Raw genomic sequence first — 22385 nt, forward strand, 5'->3', positions numbered from 1 at the left:
GGGAATATGAAGGCGTTTCACTTGTGACACGTTTGAGCGATCAGCTTGGCTTGCGGACAGAAAAAGGGAGTGTTGTCTTGCTTCAATCGAACAGAACCTACTTCAATTTCCGGTCACTGCGGGGGCGGCTGGCCTTCGTGCTGGTGCTGGCAGCCATATTTCCGATTGTTGTTATTGGTTTTATCTCTTACCGCTGGATTTACACGGTACAGACGCAGAAGATCGATCAGGATTTGCAGAATAGCGTGATATGGCAAAAAGAAGAGCTGGAACGAAAAATCGAGGAAATGGAACGGGTATCCCAGCTCCTCGATATAGAGGGCGGTATTGGCCGTGATGTTGTACGTTTTTTGGACAGTACAGTTCCTTATGAACGATCTACGCTGTACAGGAACATCTCATCGTCCATGGCCAATGTCAACTTTTCCAATCCTAATCTAGGTGCCATGTTCTTCTATTCTCCAGATTCTAGTCAGAAGGTGATGTTTCCGAATTCACCCGATCTTGCCGGATTCCAGCCGGAGCGCTTGAAATTGTTATTTCAGCAGCGTAATTTCTCCTATTACGGCCCTTACCGCACGCTTACCCGAACGGATAATAATCTCGTATTTTCATTGATACGAAAGCTGGAGAATTCTCCGAGGCCGCCGCTCTATGTATATATTGAGATTAAGGTGGTTGGCTTCAGCGATCAATTTGCCGATACCTCAGGCCGTTCTCCGGGGGATGACCTCTATTACACACTGATGAATGATCATGGCGAACTTCTGTTTAGCAACTTGCCGGAATCCTCATCGGTAACTATAACCGAGGCGCATCCGCTGCCCGCTGGCTATAAAGCTTTTGAAGCGGAGGGGCAACATGGCTGGAAGTTGTATCAGTTCGTACCTATGAAGAACTACAAGCATGAGATCAACAAATGGATTTCGCAGTTTATTCTGTTCTCGTTCTTGTCGCTTTTGTTTGGCGTGTCTCTGGCCTGGGGCGTCTGGCGAATGGTATACCGTCCTTTGCGCATGGTGAATCATGAAATTTTGAATTTCAGACAGCAGCGTGTTGCTGAGCCTTTTACGGATACCGGACTGGTTGAATTCAACCATATTCTTTCCAATATTACAGAGATGCGAAACCGCATACATGAGCTGATTACAGATGTAGAGGAAAAAGAGAAGCGGCGAGGCAAGCTCGAGGTGGAGAAATTGCTGGTGCAGATCAATCCTCATTTTCTGCATAACACCTTGAATACGATTCAATGGCTGGCCCGTATGCAGGGTCAGACCAATATAGCGCGGCTAGTGACGATATTTACAAGAGTGCTGCATTATAATCTCGGCAAGCAGAATATTATTGTAGAATTAAGGGCCGAAATTGCCGCCTTGAAAGATTACATTGAATTGCAAAATATACGCTATGACCATATATTTAACGTGGACATTCAAGTTCCAGAAGAGCTTTTGGACATACAGGTGCCGAGATTTATTCTGCAACCCCTTGTTGAAAACGCTCTATATCATGCTTTTAATCAAGATGAGGGTGAGATTTCTGTGCTTGCTGTGTTGGAAGACTCGGATACGCTTATGATTGAGGTGCGCGATAACGGCTCCGGCATTCCGGCGGAAAAGCTTGGAGAGATGTTAAGTGAAGAACGGATTGATCAAGGGTCTGGTCTAGGGATCGGTCTGCGATATGTACGCAAAATGCTTGAGGTGTACTACGGCGAATCCGCAGAATGGATTGTGGAAAGTTATCCGGGTGCGGGGACCTCAATTGTAATGAAGCTACCTACTGTGATCAGGGAGGAGAGGGTACAGAATGATTGAAGCTCTCATCGTCGATGATGAAGGTCTGGTCCGTAAAGGCTTGCGGGTTATGCTTCCCTGGAAGCAGCACGGCATTCGGATTGTCGGGGAAGCAGCCAGTGCCGAGAAGGCTTTGGAGTTCATGCAAACCCATTCCATTCGCCTGCTGGTAACGGATATTACGATGCCGGGGATGTCGGGACTTGAACTCATCGAACATTTGAATGAGATCGGGTCGCCGATAAAGGCGGTTATTTTAACCTGTCACCAGGATTTTAATTATATTCAGCAAGCTCTTCGTCTAGGCGCCATCGATTATATTGTCAAAACACAGCTGGAGGATCAAGACCTGAATGCTCTGCTGGGCCGAATCGCTGCTGCTGTCAATCAGGCAGAGGCTGATCCACAGGCTTTTGAAGCAGCGCTCGAGATGACGGCAGCGATGTTAAATCAAGAAATGCACAAACTTACATGGGTGTTTCAAGATGAGGGGTTTGAGCGCCTGATGGATTACATGCAAGCGAAGAATAATGGGATGGAGCTGCAGACGGCAGCAGGGAATTGGTATGATTTTGTCCATCAAACGTTTCCCCGATTTGAAAAGAACGAGCTCTTGCCGGAGAGTGGTTCAGGTAACCACAACGTATCCCGATTAGCGGCTCAGCGTCAACACTTGCAAAAGTGGCTGCGTGCTTCCGGCTACAATGAGGAGGTTCTGGTATCGATTATCCGTGCTGTCAGTCTGATTCTGGAAGACCGGGAGGAACCGCTGAAGCAATCGGGGCTGGCCAAAGAAGTGAATTTAAGCCAAAGCTATTTTAGTATATCCTTTAAAGAGGTTATGCGGATGTCATTCACGTCCTATATGCAATGGGTTAGCATTGAGCGAGCCAAACAACTGCTCCGTTACACTAACCAACCCATTTACTGGATTGCCGAACAATGTGGGTTTACGGACCAGCGGTACTTCAGCCGAATGTTTAAAGATGCGACAGGGCTGCTGCCCAGTGAGTTCAAACAAACAGCTACTCCGTCCTAACCTTTATCTGTTTAACCTTAACAAAACCATGGTCTCTTACGTGGTTTTTTTTCTTTTTTTAGGTGGATGATTTTTAAAAGAGGCCTTTATCGTTTATTGCACAAAAAAATCATACAAGGCGAGAATGGTAGCCTGTCACTCATTTTTGTAAACGCTTGCTATAATCACAGTGTACTTATCATAAACACAAAAAGGGGATGTCCGTGTGGGGAAAGCAAAACTGCTAGTAACCGGAGTTACAGTGATGGCATTAATGTTCGGAGCTACGGCATGTGCGGGCAACAATAACGAGGTCACAAGCAATAAAAGTGCTCCCGAAGAATCAAAGCCGCAAGCAGAGAATGTTGATCCACTGGGTAAATATGAACCTGCTATTACCGTTACAGCTGTCCGCGCAATCTCGGATGGAATGACCTTTAGTGAAGGGGAGTCGCTTCAGAACAACGTTTGGAGCCGTGCCTACGAGAAGGAACTGGGGATCAAAATCAACTATGACTGGACGACGCCGACAGCCCAATATGATCAAAAGCTGAATATCGCCATCGCGTCAGACCAGCTGCCCGATATTATGAAAGTGAATGCGGCCCAGCTAAAGCGCCTGGTAGAAGATGAGCAAATAGAAGAATTAACTTCATATTATTCCAGTACTGCTTCTGAATTTACGCAAAAGATTCTCTCAGAGGACGGGGGCAATGCGCTGAAATCAGCGACGTTCCAAGATAAGCTGTATGCCCTTCCGATGATGGGTTCAGGGCTTGGTCAAGCCGATGTGCTGTGGATCAGGGCCGACTGGTTGAAGAACCTCGGTCTCGATGTACCGAAGACGATGGATGAGCTTATCGCTGTAGCGAAAGCATTCACCTTTAACGATCCTGATCAGAACGGCAAGCAGGATACGTATGGACTTGGACTTAACAAGGATATCGCTGATAAGGATGCCGGGGCTTATTTTGCCGCAGCAGAAGGGTTCTTTAACGGGTATGGAGCTTATCCGAATATTTGGGTCGACAAAGAAGGAGAGCTTGCTTTCGGCAGCATTCAGCCGGAGGTCAAAACCGCGCTCGCGTCCCTTCAGAGCATGTACAAGGATGGCTTGCTTGATAAGGAGTTCGGAACGAAGGACCCGAGTAAAGTGAACCAGGATGCCGTGGCAGGCAAGGTGGGCATGCTGTACGGATACTTCTGGAATACAGGTGCCGGTTGGCTTCAGGATAGCAAGATCGCTGATCCGAAGGCGGATTGGATTGCTGTATCGCTTCCATCTGCGACGGGGGAGCCGGCGAAGGCACAGGTGCCTTTTGCGATTAATTCATACTACGTCGTGAAGAAGGGTGCGGAGCATCCAGAAGCTGCGGTCAAACTCCTGAATCTGGCACTGGAGAAACTATGGGGCGAAACTGCAGAACCGGATGTCTACAATACGGATGCCGAGAAAGGGACTGCATTGTTCAACTATGCCCTGTTATACGGAGAAGCCCCGCGCAAGAATCTGGATGCTTATTTACATGTCACGGATGCTTTGAAGACTAAAGACCCTTCCAAGCTGAATCCGGAGGAGAAGGGGTATTACGATAGCTCGGTCAAGGCGCAGGGCGGTGACAACAATTACTTTGGTGTTCTGAATATGTATGGTGAGAAGGGCTCACTCTCTGTACTCGAGAACTATTCGAAGAATAACACGCTGCAAAATGATCTGTTCTTCGGCGCACCTACGAACGGGATGACTGAGCATAACGCTACCCTGCAAAAGCAGCAGCTCGAAACCTTCACGCAAATTGTTATGGGCGGGGACCTCAATCAATTTGACCGCTTTGTGGAGAACTGGAAGTCTCTTGGCGGCAGCGCCATTACAAAAGAGGTGAATGAATGGAACAAGTCACGATAGGAAAAACCGGGAAGCCGCAAGTATCAAGCACAAAAATACGGGGGTCTAACTGGCGTGAGCTACCCTATCATCTAATGATCCTTCCAGGATTTCTGCTGGTGTTCATTTACAGCTATATTCCGATGGCCGGGATTATGATGGCTTTTCAACGCTATCGTCCGGCTAAAGGGATTCTGCATTCGCCTTGGGTGGGCTGGAGCAATTTTGAATACATGCTGAATATTCCAGGCATTTATCAGGTGCTATGGAACACGGTATTTATCGCGCTAATGAAGATTATTGCGGGAATCCTGGTGCCAGTAGTGGTAACGCTGCTGCTGAACGAGGTAAGGGTTCGCTGGTTTCAGCGCGGCATTCAGACGATCATCTATTTCCCTCACTTTCTGAGCTGGATCATTCTGAGCGGGATTCTGATTGATATTTTGTCGCCTTCAACAGGAGTAATCAACAGCCTGCTTAGCTTCTTTCACATCAAACCTGTGTTCTTTTTGGGCGATGTAAAATGGTTCCCGTACACCATGGTGCTGACGGATACCTGGAAGGAATTCGGTTATGGAACGATCGTGTTCCTTGCGGCACTAACGGGGATTAATCCGGCTTTATACGAAGCCGCCTCGATAGATGGGGCTGGCCGCTGGAAGCAGACGCTTTATGTGACGCTACCTGGTATGCTCCCGATCATTATTCTGATGACTGTGCTGAGCCTTGGCAACGTGCTGAATGCGGGGTTTGACCAAATCTTCAATCTGTACAGCGCCCAGGTGTACCCTAGCGGAGACATCATTGATACGTTGGTGTTCAGAATCGGGATGCAGGATGCCAATTATGGTGTCGCTACTGCAGTGGGACTGTTCAAATCCGTAGTGTCACTGATCATGATAGGAACCTCCTATCTATTGGCCTATCGCTTTGCCGGGTACAAGATTTTCTAAAGAAGGGGGGAGACCTATGAATAGACATAATAGCCCTGGACGACGCGTCTTTCTCATTCTGAATTACACCTTTCTGATTCTGCTTGGGTTGGCATGTCTGCTGCCGCTAATTAATGTGCTGGCGATCTCGTTCAGTTCAAGCACGGCAGTAAATGCCGGAAAGGTCAGCCTGTGGCCGGTGGAGTTCAATCTGGATTCTTATCGCTTTGTGGTCGGGAAGCCGGAATTCGTGCAAGCCTTTCTAGTTTCAGTAAAAAGAGTACTGGTCGGCGTCCCGATCAATATGGTGCTGACCATACTCGTCGCCTACCCGTTGTCCAAGGAGCGCAGCACCTTCCGCTTCCGCAATTGGTACGTATGGTATTTCATTATTACGATGCTGTTCAGCGGTGGATTGATTCCCTGGTATATGACGATTCGGGCGACAGGTATCCTGGATACGTTCTGGGCACTTATATTGCCAGCGGCTGTACCCATCTTCAACGTCATCCTGCTGCTCAACTTCTTCAAGAATATCCCGCCGGAGATTGAGGAAGCTGCGCGGATTGACGGGAGTGGGGTGTGGCAGTCGCTTTGGAGAATAGCTGTGCCATTATCTGCCCCGGCGATTGCGACATTAACCCTTTTTTGCATCGTAACGCATTGGAATTCCTGGTTCGAGGGACTGATCCTCATGAACAATCCCGCAAATTATCCGCTGCAGACATATTTGCAGACGATTATCGTTAATCGGGATATGAGCCTGATCAACGTGGCCGATTTGGCCCAATGGGCGGCCATTTCAGACCGGACCTCACGGGCGGCGCAAGTATTTGTGGCAATGCTGCCTGTTATGCTCGTCTATCCTTTCCTGCAGAAATATTTCAGCCAGGGTATTGTGATGGGAAGCGTAAAGGGGTAACGAAATAGTGAACTAAATTAGCCTTTATAAAATCGAATTTATCAAAATTTATAAACAGAAAGTGGAGGAAGACCTCATGACCAAAATTGCCTTCATTGGTGCAGGAAGCACTATTTTCAGCAAAAACGTACTGGGTGACTGTATGACTACTCCGGCTCTAGCAGATGTGGAAATTGCCCTGCATGATATTGACCATGAAAAGCTGTTCAATTCCGAGAAAATGCTGAAGAATCTCAGCCGCAATCTGGGCGGACGCGCCCAAGTGACTGCTTATACAGATCGTAGAGAGGCGCTACGGGGGGCCGATTATGTCATCAATGCCATCTCTGTTGGGCAGTATGAACCTACGATTAAGAGTGATTTTGAGATTCCGCATAAATATGGACTGAAGCAGACCGTTGCGGATACGCTAGGTGTGGGGGGCATTCTTCGCGGTCTGCGGGCCGCATACGCCATGCTGGAATTCACGCGGGATATGGAGGAGCTGTGTCCGAATGCGTGGTTCCTGAACTATACGAACCCGATGGCGATCGTAACGGGAGCAGTGCTGCGAGGTTCAAAGATCAAGAGTGTAGGATTATGCCACAGTGTGCAGGTATGTGCCAAAGAGCTGCTGGAAGGACTAGACTTGCCTACGGACAATGTCCGCTACCGGATTGCCGGGATCAACCACCAGGCCTGGCTGCTGGAAATTACGCGAAATGGTGAGGATTTGTATCCTGAGATTCGCCGCCGTGCTGCAGAGCGTCCAGCCCCGCATGATGATATGGTACGATATGAGATCATGAAATCCTTCGGTTACTATGTGACGGAATCCAGCATGCACAGTGCGGAATACATGCCGTACTTTATCAAAAGTGGCCAGCCGGAGCTGCTTGAGCAGTACAACATCACGACAGACTGGTATCTGACTTGGGGTGACAGCAAGGCTGAATATTGGCAGGAGGTCATGGATTCTCTCGTCAATAACCCAGATGTATCTCATTCACGGACCCATGAGTATGCGTCTTATATTATCGAGGCTATGGAGACCGATGTACCGTTTAAGATTGCTGGGAATGTACTCAATACCGGGGGGCTGATTGGCAATCTCCCGCAGGATGCGGTTGTAGAGGTGCCTTGCCTCGTGGATGGCCAAGGGATCACCCCTTGCAAAGTAGAGGATTTGCCGCCGCAATGTGCAGGTCTCAACCGGACCAATGTTAATATGCAATTGTTGGCGGTTGAAGCGATCCTGACCCGCAAGCGCGAGCATATTTACCATGCGGCGATGCTTGACCCGCATACTGCCGCCGAGCTCTCGCTGGATCAGATTCGGTCTCTGATCGATGAAATGCTGGAAGCGAGCGCGGAGTTCCTCCCGGAATTCATATAGAAAGCAATCCTGTACAAGCAGGGATTTATGAAATAAAAGGCCTTCTTCTGCAGATGCTCTGCGGGGGAAGGTTTTTTTACTTTTTCATGAACTTTAAAGGGGAATTTCCCGTATATCTAGAATTATGGGAATAAAAGTTAACCAATGGCAGGAGACAAAGAGGCAGATTCTGCGTTTACATATTAGAGGGATCAGGCATTTCAATAACCCAAATTAGGAGATGGGCAGGATGGAAGAGACCGGAGCTGCACAGGTAGGCGATACGAAGGATATCACAGAGACAGGCGATGAAATTGTATTGGACGTTGAGATTGAAGAAGCCGGTTATGAGGCGGGCGATCCCCGGATCTTCGATATTTCCTTTCAGGTCCGGCGTGGGCAGCTGCTGGGGTTGATTGGGCCGAACGGGGCGGGTAAAAGTACAACCATCAAGACACTGCTGGGCCTGTTGAAGCATGCCAAGTCCAAGGTTGCGATCGGCGGGGCGAATAATTCGTATGCGTACGTACCGGAGCAGCCGGTTTTCTATGAGGATCTGACACTGTGGGAGCATCTGGATTTAGCTGCTGCTGCTTATGGACTGGATTACGGTCAGTTTCAGGAGACGGCGGAAAGGCTGCTGAAGCAGTTCAGTATGGAGCATGTGCGCAATGACCTGCCGGCGGGATTCTCCAAAGGGATGAAGCAAAAAATGATGCTGATGCTCGGGTTCCTGGTGCAGCCAGACATTTACATTGTGGACGAGCCGTTCATTGGTCTGGACCCAAGGGCCACGAAAGACTTTCTGCGGCTGCTGGAAGCGGAGCGGGTACGCGGTGCGGGAGTGTTGATGTCCACGCATGTCCTGGATACTGCGGAGAAAATCTGCGATGATTTCGTGCTGATCTCCGGCGGTAAAATGGCAGCAACAGGAACACTGGAGGATATCCGCGCGCAGGCCGGATTACCGGAGGCGTCGTTGTTTGATTGCTTCGACGAACTGGCATGAGCGGGCCAAGTCGTTCATCCTATGCTTTCCCGACGGCACGGCGGCTCTTCCGCAGACGGCTGCTCTCGCATTGGCGCGAGCAATGGAGGATTATTCGTACCGCTGCAGATTGGACGGTTCTACTCTATCTCATTATCCCCGGCCTCCTGCTGGGAGGACGGATCTATTATGGATATTGGGTCGAGCCTCTTCCCGCGTGGAGTACAGCAATACCTTTTCCGGTCGTCCCTGCGTTGCTGGCGCTGCTGATAAGTAGGGGAGGCTTACTGCTGTTTATGCAGGAGGGAGATCTGCTGTTTCTCCGTCAGCGGCAGCGTTGGATCAAGGCTATTATGCTGCGCGGCCTGTTGTATAGTCTAGGAGTGACCACGCTGAAGATATGTGCAGTATATCTGGTCATGTTGCCCTTTATCATACGCAGTTATCATCTGCCTGTGTCAGCAGCTGTTGTACTACTGATCTTGACGATCGTCGCGAGTTGGTGCGTCAAGCTGCTGGGGCATCTGGTGAGGGTACATCACCAAGGGTGGCGGAAATGGCTGTGGCAGATCCCGGCCATTGTCCTTCCCTGCGGTTTCTACCTTCAGATGTCTATCCTGTGGCACGACCTTCCAGGCTCTCTGCTGACGGTTGCCGGAGTTTTTGCGGCTGCCACGACTACAGCCGTTCAGCGGCGCTTCCTGCTGCGCGGCACGTTCATGAATGATGTGCGCGAGGATTACAAGCAGCGTATGAATATAGCGAGCCTGCTGCTGCGCGGTGTGATGGATAAGCCGCGCCCGACTCGGCACAAGCCATGGATCTTCCGCAGATCCCAGCCGCTGCTGAGATCAAAGCAAGTCGAGAGCCGCTTCGCAGCCGCTGCGATTAAAGCGCTGGTACGGAATCCGGCGCATATGAAGCTGTACCTGTCGTTCGCCGGGGTAACAGGAGTAGCTATATTTATCGTCCCCTCTGTTCTGAAGTGGCTGGTATTTATCGTGCTGAATTCGCTGATGGCCTATTGGCTGCACTCCTTCTGGTCCTTATTTTCGGGTGATGATTTTGTAGGGATATTGCCCTTTACCAAGGAGCAGAAGAATGGGGCCGGTACCAAGGCAGTGCCTATTCTGCTCATTCCGTTTTCTGTTTTCTGCGCGGGTGTGATCTGCCTGCAGCTCTATGCCTGGTGGGGGCTGCTACTATTCATTCCTGTCGGCAGTCTGGCGGGTATCATAATTGCACGCATATTTAACACCTTTCGACTCAGTTCGTGAGCCGGAAGGGCAGTTAGGACTTAACTGAGATCAAAGTGCTTGTGAAATAAAAACAGCGTAACGGATATCGCTCCGTCACGCTGTTTTTGTGTAGCAGCTTTATAATTTAGGCCACTAATAGTTCAGGCCATTAATATTACCATTGAGGCGCCACTTGTGGCATTACTTGTGTCGGCCAGCTGCTAGATCTTCCCGGCCTCAGCGGCATGCTTGCCGGCCGTATAGCCCGTCGAGAACGCAGCAGTAATGTTATAGCCGCCTGTATAACCGTGGATATCCAGCACTTCGCCGCAGAAGAATAGGCCAGGCATGATGCGGGATTCCATCGTTTTGGGCTCGATCTCCTTCAGATTGACGCCGCCTCCAGTCACAAAGGCTTCCTCAATGGAACGGGTGCCATGGACCATGATCGGCATCCGTTTCAGGAGGCCGGTCAACGCTAGCAGGCCATTCTTGGGCAGGCTGTGACCGGTAATATCCCCATCCAGTCCTGCTTTGGACAGGAGGAGTGGGATCATGCGCTCAGGCAGCAGTCCCTTGAGGGAATTGCGGATCGCTTTTTTCGGCTCCTGTTCTAACTTGTTCTGAATCTGGGCTTCCAGTTCTTGCGGGTGAAGATCAGGGAACAGGTCGACGGACATTTCCACCGTATCCACCCCGAATTTGTTCTTCACCTGGCGTAGAAACTGGCTACAGCGCAGGGCAATCGGTCCGGACAGGCCAAAATGGGTGAAGATCATATCCCCGCGATGGGCGATAACCTTCTTCCCCTTAGGATTCCAGACCGTCAGCGTTACATCACGCAGGGACAGGCCTTGCAGGTCTCCTGATTTGATCCATTCCTCGCGCGAGAGGATCGGTACCTCTGTCGGGAATAGCTCCGTAATGGTGTGTCCGGCAGCTATGGCCCAGGGATATCCGTCCCCCGTGGAACCGGTCTGCGGTACTGACTTGCCCCCTGTAGCGACGATCACCGCCGAAGAATGGTGCACTGCGCCGGACATCAGACGGACGCCTTTGACCGTTCCGTTCTCGTACAACACCTCACGAACTGGACTATCGGTCAGAATCTGTACGCCGAGGCTCTTGACCTTGCTGATTAGGGCCGAGACAACGCTTGAAGCTTTATCGGAAACGGGGAACATGCGCCCGTTATCCTCTTCTTTTAAAGGAATGCCAAGGCCTTCAAAGAAAGCGATAATATCCCTGTTGTTAAAATGGTCGAAGGCGCTGTACAAAAAACGTCCGTTACCCGGAATATGGGCAATCAGATCGGCATTCTCCTTAATATTGGTCACGTTGCAGCGTCCACCGCCCGAAATACCAAGCTTTCGACCTAGCTTAGAGCCTTTGTCGACCAGTAGAACGGACGCTCCGTGCTCGGCTGCAGCCACGCTGGCCATCAGCCCGGATGAGCCGCCACCAATCACAATTACATCGTAGTTACGCATGAATTTACTCCTTTACATGTCAAAACAGAGGTTGTGTCTATCGTTCTTCTATCGGCATCATACCATTTTCGACTTTGATGTCACCAGCCCTGACATTATTTGTCGATTTACAATTGTCAGAAAAGCGCGGTTATGCTTTAATCTAAAGGTGCAGGGTTATTTGTCCAACTTGAGGAGTGATTTCAATTACTGGTGCGGTTAAGGATATTTTATTGCAAATATCGGCTGCGAGCTCCTTTCTATTTCTCTTTCAATGGTGGCTGGATCAGAGCCATTTCACTCGCAGGAGCGGCAAATTCCCGGATGACCAGTCTTTCTTAATGATAGCATGCGCGCTGAGTGTTACGCTTTGCTCGTTATTGTCCACTTCCTTATTCGGAGTTACCTATCTCAATCTTGGAATTTTACCAGCCTTTATAGGCATATTATACGGCAGCTTCCGTTCAGGACTCCGTCTATCCCTCTTATTTCTGCTCTGTAATATTCTCTTCTCCAAGCCGGACAGCCTAAGTCCGCTGCTGCTGAATTCATCTGTTCTGCTATACCCATTGCTGTTTGGTATGTCCAATCTCTTCAAGAAGGGGACGGTCGTGGAGAAAATCGGCCTGCTCTGGATGGTGCTGCTCCCAAGTATGTTATTCGTGGCAATCGTGCCGATTCTGGGGGGACAAGACAAATATGAGCGGCACTTTGGCAATTCCGGAGATACTATGGAAGCGCTTATTCTTACCCTGTATGTGTTTATTGCCATCATTCTGGGGGCAGTATTCGTTTATTTTGTAGAAGTGACGTGGGGGAGAGTTAAGCTCAAGGAACGTATGAAGGATTTCACCGAAAAGTTTCAATGGGAGTCGGAGAAGCTCCAGCAGATTACCAATATCATGCCACTCAGCATTATGTCTCTGGATGAGAATGGAACGATCACCGGAATCAACGATTATATGCTGGAACTGATCCGCAGCCATTATCCCGATATCACTAAAGCCAGTATTATGTCGCAAACTGCCTGTCGATTGTTCAGGGAGGATGTAGACGAAGAGGCTTTTGCACGCTTGCGTGACAGCATCCGGACCCAAGAGCGTTCCAGCGTGAGACTCATTCATAAAGCAAGAGTCTATCACATATTTATAGCCCCTCTAGCTCCCCCGCTATCTGGGCTTTCCGGCGGAGTGGTGCTGATCGTTCAGGATATGACCGAGGAAGAGAAAATGCGGAGTGAACTGGACAATGTGGAGCGGCTGACCCTGGTAGGCCAAATGGCCGCGGGCATCACTCATGAAATCCGTAACCCCATGGCGGTGGTGCGTGGTTTTCTCCAGCTAATGAGAGAGAAGAGTACATCGGAGCTGGATTCCTATTATCAGATCGTGATGGAGGAGTTGGATCGTGCCAACAGTATCATCAATGACTTTCTGTCACTTGCCCAGAGTCGTATTTCGCACAAGGAGAATGTCCTCCTGCATGAAATTATTGATGATCTAAGTCCCTTGCTCTGGGCAGACGCCAATCTGCGTGGCCAAAGTGTTGAATTGAAGCTGAGTCCCTCGTTACCCCTGCTGGATCTGAATGTCCGGGAGATCAAGCAATTGATCCTCAACCTCGGCCGCAACGCAATGGAGGCCATGGGCCCTAAGGGGGTACTGACACTGGAAACGCGGACTGTGCAGGATCATGTCGAACTTATCGTACGAGATACAGGAAGCGGAATTTCGGAAAGTCAGCGTGAGCAGTTGTTTGTTCCTTTTTTTACGACAAAAAGTCAGGGGACGGGCCTTGGGCTATCGCTGTGCCTCAGCATTGTCGAGCGGCATAACGGTATGATTCTCGTCGATTCGGAGGAAGGTAAGGGAACAGTGTTCACGGTATCCTTTCCTGCCGTGCGCGCAGAGGCAGCGGAGTATGTCATTACAGAGAGCAAGGAAGCTTCCGTAAGATGAAGAGTGCCGAAGGACCTTGCACATCCCTTGCTTTCACAGAGTATGGATGTATAATAAAGTTAGTAAGTGCTGTTGTGATATCATCTGACAAGCAGCTAAAGTGCAAAGGAGAGTGCTGAGAAATGTCCATGTCTTTTAGCCAATATATGAGAGATTCAATCCAGCCTATGCGTGACGATCTGACAGGCATCGGATTCGAGGAGTTGTTGACTCCTGAAGCAGTGGAAGCGGCGCTTCCGAATGCTAAGGGTACAGCGCTCGTAGTTATCAATTCCGTATGCGGATGCGCTGCTGGCCAATGCCGTCCAGGCGTAGCCCAAGCTTTGCAGAATGAGATTGTGCCGGATCACCTGTTCACAGTATTCGCCGGTCAGGAGAAGGAAGCCACAGCTAAAGCTCGTGAGTATTTCGCTCCATATCCGCCGTCCTCGCCTTCTATCGCACTGATGAAGGATGGAGAACTGGTTCACTTCATCGAGCGTCACTCGGTCGAAGATCGTTCTGCGACTGAAATTGCTGATGAGCTGAAGGAAGTATTCAATCGTCTCTGCCAATAAATCATAGCTCTAAAGTGAACTTAAGAATCTAAGCTATCATTCTTAAGTTCAGCTTATATCGTCCATATAATCTCGCTGCGCCGGACATTCCGGCTGCATGCGGGATTTTTCAAAATAGAAATACATACTTTCGGGCTGATGTTCCCTCCATGTTTGGGACAAAATAGGTTTGGAAGTGTTCAGGTTCCATAATTATGGTGGTATGATGGTGGTGGAACCATTTCAGACTGATGAAGCGGGGTGTAGTTTGTGAGTTTGCAGGAAGAGATTATTGCCGACCTCGGTGTCAAACCAACAATTGATGTAGAGGCAGAGGTTCAGAAGAGAGTAGATTTTCTAAAAAAATATGTGCTACAGGCGGGCGCCAAAGGGCTGCTAATCGCCATCAGTGGCGGAATAGACAGTGCGGTGGCCGCGGGTCTGTGCAAGCGGGCAACGGACGAGCTGTCGGAGCAGGAAGGCAAAGAGTATGTGACCCTTGGTGTATTCCAGCCTTATGGGGAACAAGAGGATATTGATCACAGTTATGCTGTTGCCAAGGCTTTTGATCTGAAGCATACAGTGGAGACCAATATCGAGGAAGCCGTGAACGAAATTGCGCTTGAAGTGGAGCATGGCATGAAGGCGCTTGGCGATCACCGTCATATGACCCATCAGGGTAAGGGCAATGTGAAGGCCAGAACACGGATGGTAATGCAATACGCCCTTTCCTTTGAGAAAAATCTGCTTGTCGTTGGCACGGATCATGCCTCCGAGGCGATTACCGGGTTCTATACTAAATGGGGTGACGGGGCTGTAGATATTACACCACTCTCTACCTTGAACAAACGTCAGGTGCGGCAAGTGGCTACCTATATCGGTGTGCCGGAAGAAATAATCACCAAGGCACCTACGGCCGGACTTTGGCCTGGACAGACGGACGAGACGGAGCTTGGCATTAGCTATGATGACAACAGCGATTATCTGGAAGGTAAGCAGGTTCGTCCTGAAGTCGCAGAGAAGCTGGAGAGCTACTATCGTAGAACAGCGCACAAGCGCAATGTAATCCCAGGCATATAATCAAGCAAAAGCATACCTGATCTCGAGAACCGCCGCGAGGATCTCTGTGAAACAACGCAGAGTCCGCGGCGGTTCTTGGCGTTTTGATGAGGGTCATGCCAGGAGGAACAGCATCAAGGGGCAACTGCGAACCGACCGGCAGAACAGCGGGAAGCGACAGTTATTGTCCAGTCAGGTAAGCAAGTGTACGGTCAATAAAAGCTTCAGAGGCAGCAATAGCCTGCTCTAGCTGTGGGGTGGGTCCTGTAAAAGGATGTACTGTACCGAAGGTATGATTCCCTTCCGGAATTTGTACCCAGTCGATATCGGGACGGATCGCGTTCAACTGGGCAGAACCGTGCCGTAAATGTTCACCATCACGCGTACCCTGAATCAAGACGGCTGGGAAAGCAGTTTCCTTCATCCGCTCCAGGATTTGATAGCGTGCTTTATGCTGCTCCAGATCTTCCAGAAGCACTGCATCTAGCGGCATTTGCTGACCTGTGCGGCCGTTTAGGATATAGGCCCGGCCATGCTGTAGCATATCTTGTTTCTGATCTGGCGAGTACAAATCTGCAGGCTGGGTCACACCATTCCACGAGATGACCCCTGTGATTCCTTCCGGATGATCCAACGCGTAGAGCAGAGCGTCCGCTCCTCCCCGGCTGTGTCCCAGGAGGAAGACTGGAAGGCTGCCCAAATCAGGATGCTGATTCAGATATGAGAGCAGGATCTCCATGTCTTTGAGCTCGCGGCTGAAGGTGTTACGCGCAAATTTATCGAGCTCGGTAAAATTGTGAAGATCCTCTCCGATTCCTGAGTGTGAGAAATTGAAGGTAACGACTTCATGCTCTTGGCTGAGTGCATTGGCGAGATAGGGAAACATCCCCCAATCCTTGAACCCTTTATAACCGTGTACAATGACAATGAGGCTCTTGGGCGTGCTACGGGCAGGAAAACGGGAGCAGCGAAGCAGGGCGTCATTTCCAGCTGGAATTTCGAAGCTGCGGTTCATAGGGCGATCCCTCTTTTCTATACAAAATGGCGTTTATCGTAAAGCGGTTGTAGCCAATTGGCGGGTGCAGAATGGACTTCGACCGATTTTTCTTTTAAGATACAGAAGGGTTTAGTATGGTTAGTAAATTTATGGTCACTTCTATTATATCGGTATATGTTCAATAAACTGTTCAACAAACGGTTCTACAAGAAGTTCTTACCATTAATAATACCATTAAATGAAGCAATCGGGGATACACGTCTACAAGGAGCGTGAAATATTGATATACGGTATCGGACATGATCTTCTGGAGATTGAGCGAATCACGGCAATGATACAAAAGGGGATAGGTGCGAAGTTGCTGCAGCGGATTTTGACGGAGAAGGAGCAGGTTCTGGCAGAGCGACGGGGCGGCAAGGCTGGAGAGTTTGCAGCCGGACGCTTCGCGGCCAAGGAAGCTGTTGTGAAGGCTCTAGGCTGCGGAATCGGTGGTCAGGTTGGTTTTCAGGATATCGAGATCCTGCCGGACGGACTAGGCAAGCCGGTGGTCACACTGAGTGCGGAGGCTTGGGCGAGACTGGACTTGCCGGAAGGCACGGGCTACACCATACACTTGACGATCACCCATACCCGGGAATTTGCCTCGGCTTTTGCGGTAGTGGAATCTCCATAAGAGAGCTATGAATACACAAGAATAAGGAGAATAGAACATGATACAGCAAGAGCAACAACAGCAGGAGGCCAAGATATTTTTCAGCCGCCATTTGCTGGAGTGGTATCAGCGTGAGAAACGGGATCTGCCGTGGCGCCGCCATCGCAATCCGTATTATATCTGGATTTCTGAAATCATGCTGCAGCAGACGCGGGTGGATACAGTAATTCCTTATTTCCAACGTTTTATCGAACGGTTTCCAACGGTGGAATCGTTGGCTGATGCACCCGAAGAGGATGTATTGAAATGCTGGGAGGGTCTCGGTTATTATTCCCGTGCCCGCAACATTCAGCATGCTGCCAAGCAGGTGAAGGAGCTATACGGTGGACAGGTGCCAAATGATCGTGACGCGGTGTTCGGACTGAAGGGTGTGGGCCCCTATACTGCAGGAGCTATTCTCAGTATTGCCTTTAACCGGCCGGAGCCGGCTGTCGACGGCAATGTTATGCGTGTGTTGTCCCGCTATTTCCTGATTCGGGACGATATTGCTAAAGGACCTACACGGGTAAAAATGGAGGGACTGGTCAGAGAGCTGATCCCGGAGGGAGAAGCCTCGAGCTTCAACCAGGCACTCATGGAGCTGGGTGCACTGGTCTGCACCCCGAAATCCCCGCGCTGCCTTACCTGCCCGGTGATGGAGCATTGCGCCGGGCGGCTTGCGGGCTGCGAGACCGAGCTACCCGTGAAGACCAAGGCCAAGCCGCCGCGTCCGGAAGAGCGGCTGGCGGCTCTGGTGGAGGGCCGCGGTGCCCACGCGGGCCGAGTGCTGATCCGGCAGCGACCATCCAGCGGGCTTCTCGCCCGCATGTGGGAGCTGCCGCACTGGCCGGCGCCGCCTGTGGAGGGCGGCGCGCCCCGCACGCCGCTGCCGGAGGCCGCGGCGCAGGACCGGCTGCGCCGGTCCCTGCAGTCGGCCGGGATCTCTGCCCGGCCGGAAGGGCACTGGATGGCTGCTGAACATGTGTTCAGCCATATCGTGTGGACCCTGCAGGTGTACCGCTGCAGGGAAGAAGAGACCTTACCGCTGGCGGCAGAAGGCCGGGCGGTGTACGGCGCCGCAGCTGCAGAAGCCGCTGCGGGTGGTGCGCTGCTGTCGGATGGCAGCGCACCTGTAGAGCTCTTTGACGACGGCAGTGGCGATCCCGCCGACCGGGGGGCCGTCCGCTGGATCAACCGTGCGGACATGGCAAACTATGCCTTTCCGAACGTGTTCCTGAAGCTGCTGAACAGCTATTTTGATGAGCAGGAGCAGACAGGACAAGAGTAGTGTTAGGCAGGGCATAAAGATGCTCGATCCTGACTTACCCGAGTCAGGTAGAGAAGTTTAGCGCTCAGTTGCGAACAGTCTGACCCGTCTCAACCTGGCCGCCTATTCACTCAGCCATAATGGCAACAGATCTGCCATCCGCAGACTGTTGCCATTAGTTTGTTTGCGGATAGCACAGTATTAATTACCGAATATCAACACAAAGAAGGTATCTCCCTGGTCCTGAGGCCAAAGGAGATACCTTTTTTTGCTGTCTCTATAGTAGAAACCGGATGCTGCCGTTCAAAAGGCAGCAGAGTTAAAGCGTCTTACTTAGCGCTTTCGTAGCGTTTGCCAACTTCTTCCCAGTTTACTACGTTCCAGAACGCTTTGATGTAATCTGGGCGTTTGTTTTGGTAGTTCAGGTAGTAAGCATGCTCCCATACATCCAGACCAAGGATTGGAGTTGCACCTTCGCTGATTGGGTTGTCTTGGTTAGGCGTGCTTGTAACTGCCAGCTTGCCGTCTTTAACAACGAGCCAAGCCCAGCCGCTGCCGAAGCGGGTAGTTGCTGCTGCTGCGAAATCTTCTTTGAACTTGTCGAAACCGCCAAGCTCGCTATCGATTGCGGAAGCTAGTGCGCCAGTTGGTGCGCCACCGCCGTTTGGTCCGATAACTTCCCAGAACAAAGTATGGTTAGCATGTCCGCCGCCATTGTTGCGAACGGCAGTACGGATGCCTTCAGGAATAGCGTTCAGGTCGGTCAGAAGCTCTTCGATGCTTTTGCCTTCCAGTTCAGGTGCTTTTTCCAAAGCAGCGTTCAGGTTCGTCACATACGTATTATGGTGCCGGTCGTGGTGAATTTCCATCGTCAAAGCGTCGATGTGTGGTTCTAGTGCGTTGTTCGCGTAAGGAAGTGCCGGTAATTGAAATGCCATGGAAAAATCCCTCCTGATATTAGTTGTTTGTAATAGGTTATCCCAATATAACCTATGGGGATATGTACCCGTCTGACTACTATCATTAAACAGCATCTGGAACAATAATGCAACACTAAATAAACAAAAATGTTTACTAAGTATCACCCTTGAACACCTCAACTTTCATTTGTAAACGCTGTGTCAAAGAGATAGGATTCCGCAGTGAAGCCCCTTTTATTCCTAGAATATTTCCTTAATAAAGAAGTAATGTAAACTAATACTTTGTAAGCGCTTGATATAAAGCGCTTTCCAAAGAAAATTGGTGATATAGCGAGAATTATGTGCTTTAATAGATTTAAAAGCAGGTATTCCTCGGTTTTTGTTGCTTTTTTCGTCTCCACACTGTTATGGGAACTCCTTCTTTTTGTAAAATCATAAGCCATAGAAAAGGGAGATTTTAAAGAATGCACGTTCGTTCCTTTCAATTAAGCGACGTAAGCTCAGTAACTGAACTGCTGCAGACCGCGCTATCGGATGAGTGTTTCGAGAACACCATTGAGCCTTTCTCCAGACAGCTTTCATGGGATTCCGATCTCATAGTAGTTGCTGAGGACGAAGGAGAGATTGTGGGCGCTCTTATTGGCACGATCGAGAAGAATCACGGCTGTTATTTCCGTATAGCTGTACATCCCGATTATCGCCGCAAAGGAGTCGGCAGAAGTTTGGTAACGGCTATGGAGCACCGGTTTCAGGCACGCAAGGTCAGCGGTATTTTTGTCGCTGTGGACGAGCATAATTCGTTTGCGTTGCCATTGTATGAAGCTATGGGCTATGGTGAGAACCAAATCTTCAAATCCGTACGGAAGCTGAGCATTGTTGGTTAACCGACTTGATATCAGCTGCTGCGTAAGCGGAAACATTTACCTAGAATAGAGAACGATAGTTGTTTCATTATACTGAAGCATATCTTCGAGGGTCCTTTGCAAAGGACTGGGAGATATGCTTTTCTATTGTTATAATGGTCTGAAGGCACAAATAATCACGAATGCTGCCGGACCCTGGTATCAAGAATTTTGTCGATTATTGGGGACAGCAGCTCCCTTTAAAAAAATATCAAAGGAGGATGCGGATATGCACAGAATGCCCGAGACCTCCTATGCCCCACCGCCCTCCAAATGGGAAGAGCTTAAGGCAGAGATCAAGGAGGCTGCGTCGTCACTTGGAATTGATGATGTGGGGTTCACCACCGCAGAGCCTTTTCTTTACTTGAAAAATATACTTCAGCGGCACAGGGAGAAGGGCTTTGAGTCTGGATTTGAAGAGCCTGATCTCGATAAAAGAACGATTCCGGCACTGCAATCCGGCGATAAGCCGGAATCCATTATTTCCATTTCAGTTGCGTATCCTTCCAAAATGGAGAATCCGCCAAAGTCGGAGCCGGGTGCTCGCCGGGGCATCCTAGCTCGCGCCTCTTGGGGACAAGATTATCACCACGTGCTGCGTGAAGCGCTGGCGAACCTCGAAGACTTTATCCGCGCGCGGGTACCGGATGCCGTAATGGACAGCATGGTCGATACCGGTGTACTGGTGGATCGTGCGGTGGCGGAGCGCGCCGGAATTGGCTTCAGCGGGAAGAACTGCTCAATTATCTCGCCCAAGTGGGGGTCATGGATTTTCCTTGGAGAGATGGTCACGAACATCCCATTCCCTCCGGACGAGCCGGTTCAGGAAGGGTGCGGAGAATGCACCAAGTGTATTGATGCTTGTCCTACGGGAGCGCTTGTTGGTCCTGGTCAACTCAACGCGCAGGCCTGTATTTCTTATCTGACACAGACCAAGGGCTTCCTGAGCGATGACTATATGACCAAGATCGGAAACCGACTGTATGGTTGTGATACATGCCAGATTGTCTGTCCGAAAAACCGCGGCAAGAACTGGAACCACCGTCCGCAGCTGCAACCCGATCCCGAGGTCGTTAAGCCGCTGCTTATGCCGATTCTGGATCTCAGCAACAGAGAGTTCAAGGAGAAATTCGGCAGCAGTTCGGCAGCATGGCGAGGTAAAAAGCCGATTCAGCGCAATGCGATCATCGCGCTAGGGAACTTCAAAGAGACCGCTGCTGTTCCGAAGCTGTGTGAGATACTGCTGAGGGAGCCGCGACCGGAGATGCGTGGAACCGCTGCCTGGGCGCTGTCACGTATCGGTGGAGAAGAGGCGCTAGCGGCTGTGGATCAGGCACTGGAGACTGAGCAGCATGAGACGGTGCTTGAGATGCTGGGCCGGGCCCAGGAGAAGCTGCGGGGCGGGCAGGGACAGGGCGAATGATGAGACGGAAATATCGATTTTTCCAATTGCTGTCCACTTGTTGAAATGCTATGATATACTCGCGTGCCTAATGGCGTAGACAAAAGCAATAGAGGTGGACTTAGGATGACTATAGCATTACCAATTATTACGTTAGTCGTGGGTCTGATCGGTGGATTTTTCATCGGTGTATACTATCTGCGCAGACAAATGACAACGATGCAGAATGATCCGGAAATGTTGCAAAAGGTAGCGAAACAAATGGGGTACAATCTGAACAGCAAGCAAATGCAGCGAGCTCAGCAGATGATGAAGGGCAATAATCTGCAGCCGCCGGGACGTTCTGGTCCTGGTAAAGGCGGAAATCGCAAGGGCAGATAACCGAAGTCCGGTATAGATAGATTTTCGCGCAGGTGCGGAAGGGAGAGGTTGTGCATGGGGGGCATCAAGGACTACGTAAACAGCAATGTATCGAAACACCGTGAACAAATAGAGTATCACGTTGAGAAAATATTGGAATTAATCGGGGAAGATACGGCCCGTGAGGGTTTGCTGGAAACCCCGGCGCGCGTTACACGGATGTATGAGGAGATCTTCGGCGGATACTCAGTGGATCCCCGTGAGGCGCTCGGCGTTAGCTTTGACGAGTCACATGAAGAGCTAGTGATCGTCAAAGATATCGTCTACTACAGCCAGTGTGAGCATCACATGGCCCCTTTCTTCGGCAAAGTGCATATCGGATATGTGCCGAGCGGGAGAATAGCAGGACTTAGCAAGCTGGCCCGGCTCGTCGAAGCCGTCAGTCGCCGCTTGCAGGTGCAAGAACGCATAACGGCGCAGATCGCGGACATTATGACAGAGGTGCTGAATCCCCACGGCGTGATGGTCGTGGTGGAGGGGGAACATCTGTGTATGTGTGCCCGTGGCGTGAAGAAGCCGGGAAGCAAGACGGTAACGATGGCAACACGGGGAATCTTCCGTGAGGATGCCGCGGCCCGTGCTGAGTTCCTGGCGCTGATCAAGGAATAATACAGCTAAGTATTAAAAA

19 protein-coding genes and 1 pseudogene are annotated in these 22385 nt (G+C 50.3%); 17 read left to right on the forward strand and 3 right to left on the reverse strand.

All coding sequences use genetic code 11. From position 1 onward, the window contains the following. Nucleotides 1-23: 23 nt before the first annotated feature. The 8 genes from ACFORK_RS27105 (at nucleotide 24) to ACFORK_RS27140 (ending at nucleotide 10175) form a co-directional block, all read left to right on the forward strand. On the forward strand, nucleotides 24-1820 hold the full coding sequence (locus ACFORK_RS27105) for a sensor histidine kinase (RefSeq protein ID WP_379205021.1): 1797 nt from the start codon (nucleotides 24-26) through the stop codon (nucleotides 1818-1820). Then, the gene (locus ACFORK_RS27110) at nucleotides 1813-2838 is read left to right on the forward strand and encodes a response regulator transcription factor (RefSeq protein ID WP_379205023.1); all 1026 of its coding nucleotides are present in this window, start codon (nucleotides 1813-1815) and stop codon (nucleotides 2836-2838) included. Before ACFORK_RS27105 ends, ACFORK_RS27110 begins: the two co-directional genes overlap by 8 nt. 205 nt (nucleotides 2839-3043) lie before the next feature. Next, nucleotides 3044-4723: an extracellular solute-binding protein gene (locus ACFORK_RS27115; protein ID WP_379205025.1), complete on the forward strand. Its 1680-nt coding sequence runs from the start codon at nucleotides 3044-3046 to the stop codon at nucleotides 4721-4723. After that, complete coding sequence (locus ACFORK_RS27120) at nucleotides 4705-5655, forward strand: ABC transporter permease (RefSeq protein ID WP_379205027.1); 951 nt, start codon at nucleotides 4705-4707, stop codon at nucleotides 5653-5655. Before ACFORK_RS27115 ends, ACFORK_RS27120 begins: the two co-directional genes overlap by 19 nt. 16 nt (nucleotides 5656-5671) lie before the next feature. Continuing rightward, complete coding sequence (locus ACFORK_RS27125; RefSeq protein WP_379205029.1) at nucleotides 5672-6556, forward strand: carbohydrate ABC transporter permease; 885 nt, start codon at nucleotides 5672-5674, stop codon at nucleotides 6554-6556. A 76-nt stretch (nucleotides 6557-6632) separates the two neighbouring features. Then, nucleotides 6633-7931 (forward strand): alpha-glucosidase/alpha-galactosidase, encoded by a 1299-nt coding sequence (gene melA / locus ACFORK_RS27130; protein ID WP_379205032.1) that lies wholly within the window; start codon nucleotides 6633-6635, stop codon nucleotides 7929-7931. A 229-nt stretch (nucleotides 7932-8160) separates the two neighbouring features. Continuing rightward, on the forward strand, nucleotides 8161-8919 hold the full coding sequence (locus ACFORK_RS27135) for an ABC transporter ATP-binding protein (protein ID WP_379205034.1): 759 nt from the start codon (nucleotides 8161-8163) through the stop codon (nucleotides 8917-8919). Then, the gene (locus tag ACFORK_RS27140) at nucleotides 8916-10175 is read left to right on the forward strand and encodes an ABC transporter permease (protein ID WP_379205036.1); all 1260 of its coding nucleotides are present in this window, start codon (nucleotides 8916-8918) and stop codon (nucleotides 10173-10175) included. Before ACFORK_RS27135 ends, ACFORK_RS27140 begins: the two co-directional genes overlap by 4 nt. 182 nt (nucleotides 10176-10357) lie before the next feature. On the opposite strand, the gene ACFORK_RS27145 is transcribed toward ACFORK_RS27140, so the two are convergent. Further along, entirely contained in the window at nucleotides 10358-11626 is a 1269-nt protein-coding gene (locus ACFORK_RS27145) for a BaiN/RdsA family NAD(P)/FAD-dependent oxidoreductase (protein WP_379205038.1), read from the reverse strand. 176 nt (nucleotides 11627-11802) lie between these two features. On the opposite strand from ACFORK_RS27145, the gene ACFORK_RS27150 reads away from it, so the two are divergent. From ACFORK_RS27150 to nadE, 3 genes are all read left to right on the forward strand, one after another. After that, nucleotides 11803-13563 carry a two-component system sensor histidine kinase NtrB gene (locus ACFORK_RS27150; RefSeq protein WP_379205040.1) on the forward strand — a complete coding sequence of 587 codons (1761 nt, stop codon included), beginning with the start codon at nucleotides 11803-11805 and terminating at the stop codon, nucleotides 13561-13563. 122 nt (nucleotides 13564-13685) lie between these two features. Next, on the forward strand, nucleotides 13686-14120 hold the full coding sequence (locus tag ACFORK_RS27155; protein WP_379205042.1) for a BrxA/BrxB family bacilliredoxin: 435 nt from the start codon (nucleotides 13686-13688) through the stop codon (nucleotides 14118-14120). 249 nt (nucleotides 14121-14369) lie between these two features. Further along, nucleotides 14370-15179: an ammonia-dependent NAD(+) synthetase gene (nadE, locus tag ACFORK_RS27160; RefSeq protein ID WP_379205045.1), complete on the forward strand. Its 810-nt coding sequence runs from the start codon at nucleotides 14370-14372 to the stop codon at nucleotides 15177-15179. Between the two features lie 160 nt (nucleotides 15180-15339). Here nadE and ACFORK_RS27165 read toward each other — a convergent pair whose 3' ends face one another. Continuing rightward, a complete protein-coding gene (locus tag ACFORK_RS27165) occupies nucleotides 15340-16173 on the reverse strand; it encodes an alpha/beta hydrolase (protein WP_379205047.1) in 834 nt (277 codons plus the stop codon). Between the two features lie 262 nt (nucleotides 16174-16435). Between ACFORK_RS27165 and acpS the strand changes: the two genes are divergently transcribed. Together acpS and mutY are read left to right on the forward strand one after the other, a co-directional pair. Next, entirely contained in the window at nucleotides 16436-16828 is a 393-nt protein-coding gene (gene acpS, locus ACFORK_RS27170) for a holo-ACP synthase (protein ID WP_379205049.1), read from the forward strand. Between the two features lie 37 nt (nucleotides 16829-16865). After that, complete coding sequence (gene mutY / locus ACFORK_RS27175; protein WP_379205051.1) at nucleotides 16866-18134, forward strand: A/G-specific adenine glycosylase; 1269 nt, start codon at nucleotides 16866-16868, stop codon at nucleotides 18132-18134. A gap of 308 nt (nucleotides 18135-18442) precedes the next feature. Here mutY and ACFORK_RS27180 read toward each other — a convergent pair whose 3' ends face one another. Then, nucleotides 18443-19051, reverse strand: coding sequence for a superoxide dismutase (locus ACFORK_RS27180; protein ID WP_175372152.1), 609 nt, complete (start codon nucleotides 19049-19051; stop codon nucleotides 18443-18445). Between the two features lie 446 nt (nucleotides 19052-19497). Between ACFORK_RS27180 and ACFORK_RS27185 the strand changes: the two genes are divergently transcribed. The 4 genes and pseudogenes from ACFORK_RS27185 (at nucleotide 19498) to folE (ending at nucleotide 22366) form a co-directional block, all read left to right on the forward strand. Next, nucleotides 19498-19917: a GNAT family N-acetyltransferase gene (locus tag ACFORK_RS27185; protein ID WP_379205054.1), complete on the forward strand. Its 420-nt coding sequence runs from the start codon at nucleotides 19498-19500 to the stop codon at nucleotides 19915-19917. Nucleotides 19918-20164: 247 nt separating this feature from the next. Then, nucleotides 20165-21334 (forward strand): annotated as a pseudogene (queG, locus tag ACFORK_RS27190) (tRNA epoxyqueuosine(34) reductase QueG); the annotation flags it as partial. Nucleotides 21335-21463: 129 nt separating this feature from the next. Further along, nucleotides 21464-21718, forward strand: coding sequence for a YneF family protein (locus ACFORK_RS27195; RefSeq protein ID WP_379205057.1), 255 nt, complete (start codon nucleotides 21464-21466; stop codon nucleotides 21716-21718). 54 nt (nucleotides 21719-21772) lie between these two features. Further along, complete coding sequence (gene folE, locus ACFORK_RS27200; RefSeq protein ID WP_379205059.1) at nucleotides 21773-22366, forward strand: GTP cyclohydrolase I FolE; 594 nt, start codon at nucleotides 21773-21775, stop codon at nucleotides 22364-22366. Nucleotides 22367-22385: the final 19 nt, after the last annotated feature.

Origin of the sequence: Paenibacillus sp. GCM10012306 (assembly GCF_042649265.1) — a bacterium.
Classification (GTDB): Bacteria; Bacillota; Bacilli; order Paenibacillales; family Paenibacillaceae; genus Paenibacillus_AQ.

What these genes read in the sequence shown, in the direction of transcription:
- ACFORK_RS27110 (WP_379205023.1), top strand. Translation starts at nt 1,813, where the DNA reads ATGATTGAAGCTCTCATCGTCGATGATGAAGGTCTGGTCCGTAAAGGC.
- ACFORK_RS27120 (WP_379205027.1), top strand. Translation starts at nt 4,705, where the DNA reads ATGGAACAAGTCACGATAGGAAAAACCGGGAAGCCGCAAGTATCAAGC.
- ACFORK_RS27125 (WP_379205029.1), top strand. Translation starts at nt 5,672, where the DNA reads ATGAATAGACATAATAGCCCTGGACGACGCGTCTTTCTCATTCTGAAT.
- melA (WP_379205032.1), top strand. Translation starts at nt 6,633, where the DNA reads ATGACCAAAATTGCCTTCATTGGTGCAGGAAGCACTATTTTCAGCAAA.
- ACFORK_RS27135 (WP_379205034.1), top strand. Translation starts at nt 8,161, where the DNA reads ATGGAAGAGACCGGAGCTGCACAGGTAGGCGATACGAAGGATATCACA.
- ACFORK_RS27140 (WP_379205036.1), top strand. Translation starts at nt 8,916, where the DNA reads ATGAGCGGGCCAAGTCGTTCATCCTATGCTTTCCCGACGGCACGGCGG.
- ACFORK_RS27145 (WP_379205038.1), bottom strand. Translation starts at nt 11,626, where the DNA reads ATGCGTAACTACGATGTAATTGTGATTGGTGGCGGCTCATCCGGGCTG.
- ACFORK_RS27155 (WP_379205042.1), top strand. Translation starts at nt 13,686, where the DNA reads ATGTCCATGTCTTTTAGCCAATATATGAGAGATTCAATCCAGCCTATG.
- ACFORK_RS27165 (WP_379205047.1), bottom strand. Translation starts at nt 16,173, where the DNA reads ATGAACCGCAGCTTCGAAATTCCAGCTGGAAATGACGCCCTGCTTCGC.
- mutY (WP_379205051.1), top strand. Translation starts at nt 16,866, where the DNA reads ATGATACAGCAAGAGCAACAACAGCAGGAGGCCAAGATATTTTTCAGC.
- ACFORK_RS27180 (WP_175372152.1), bottom strand. Translation starts at nt 19,051, where the DNA reads ATGGCATTTCAATTACCGGCACTTCCTTACGCGAACAACGCACTAGAA.
- ACFORK_RS27185 (WP_379205054.1), top strand. Translation starts at nt 19,498, where the DNA reads ATGCACGTTCGTTCCTTTCAATTAAGCGACGTAAGCTCAGTAACTGAA.
- ACFORK_RS27195 (WP_379205057.1), top strand. Translation starts at nt 21,464, where the DNA reads ATGACTATAGCATTACCAATTATTACGTTAGTCGTGGGTCTGATCGGT.
- folE (WP_379205059.1), top strand. Translation starts at nt 21,773, where the DNA reads ATGGGGGGCATCAAGGACTACGTAAACAGCAATGTATCGAAACACCGT.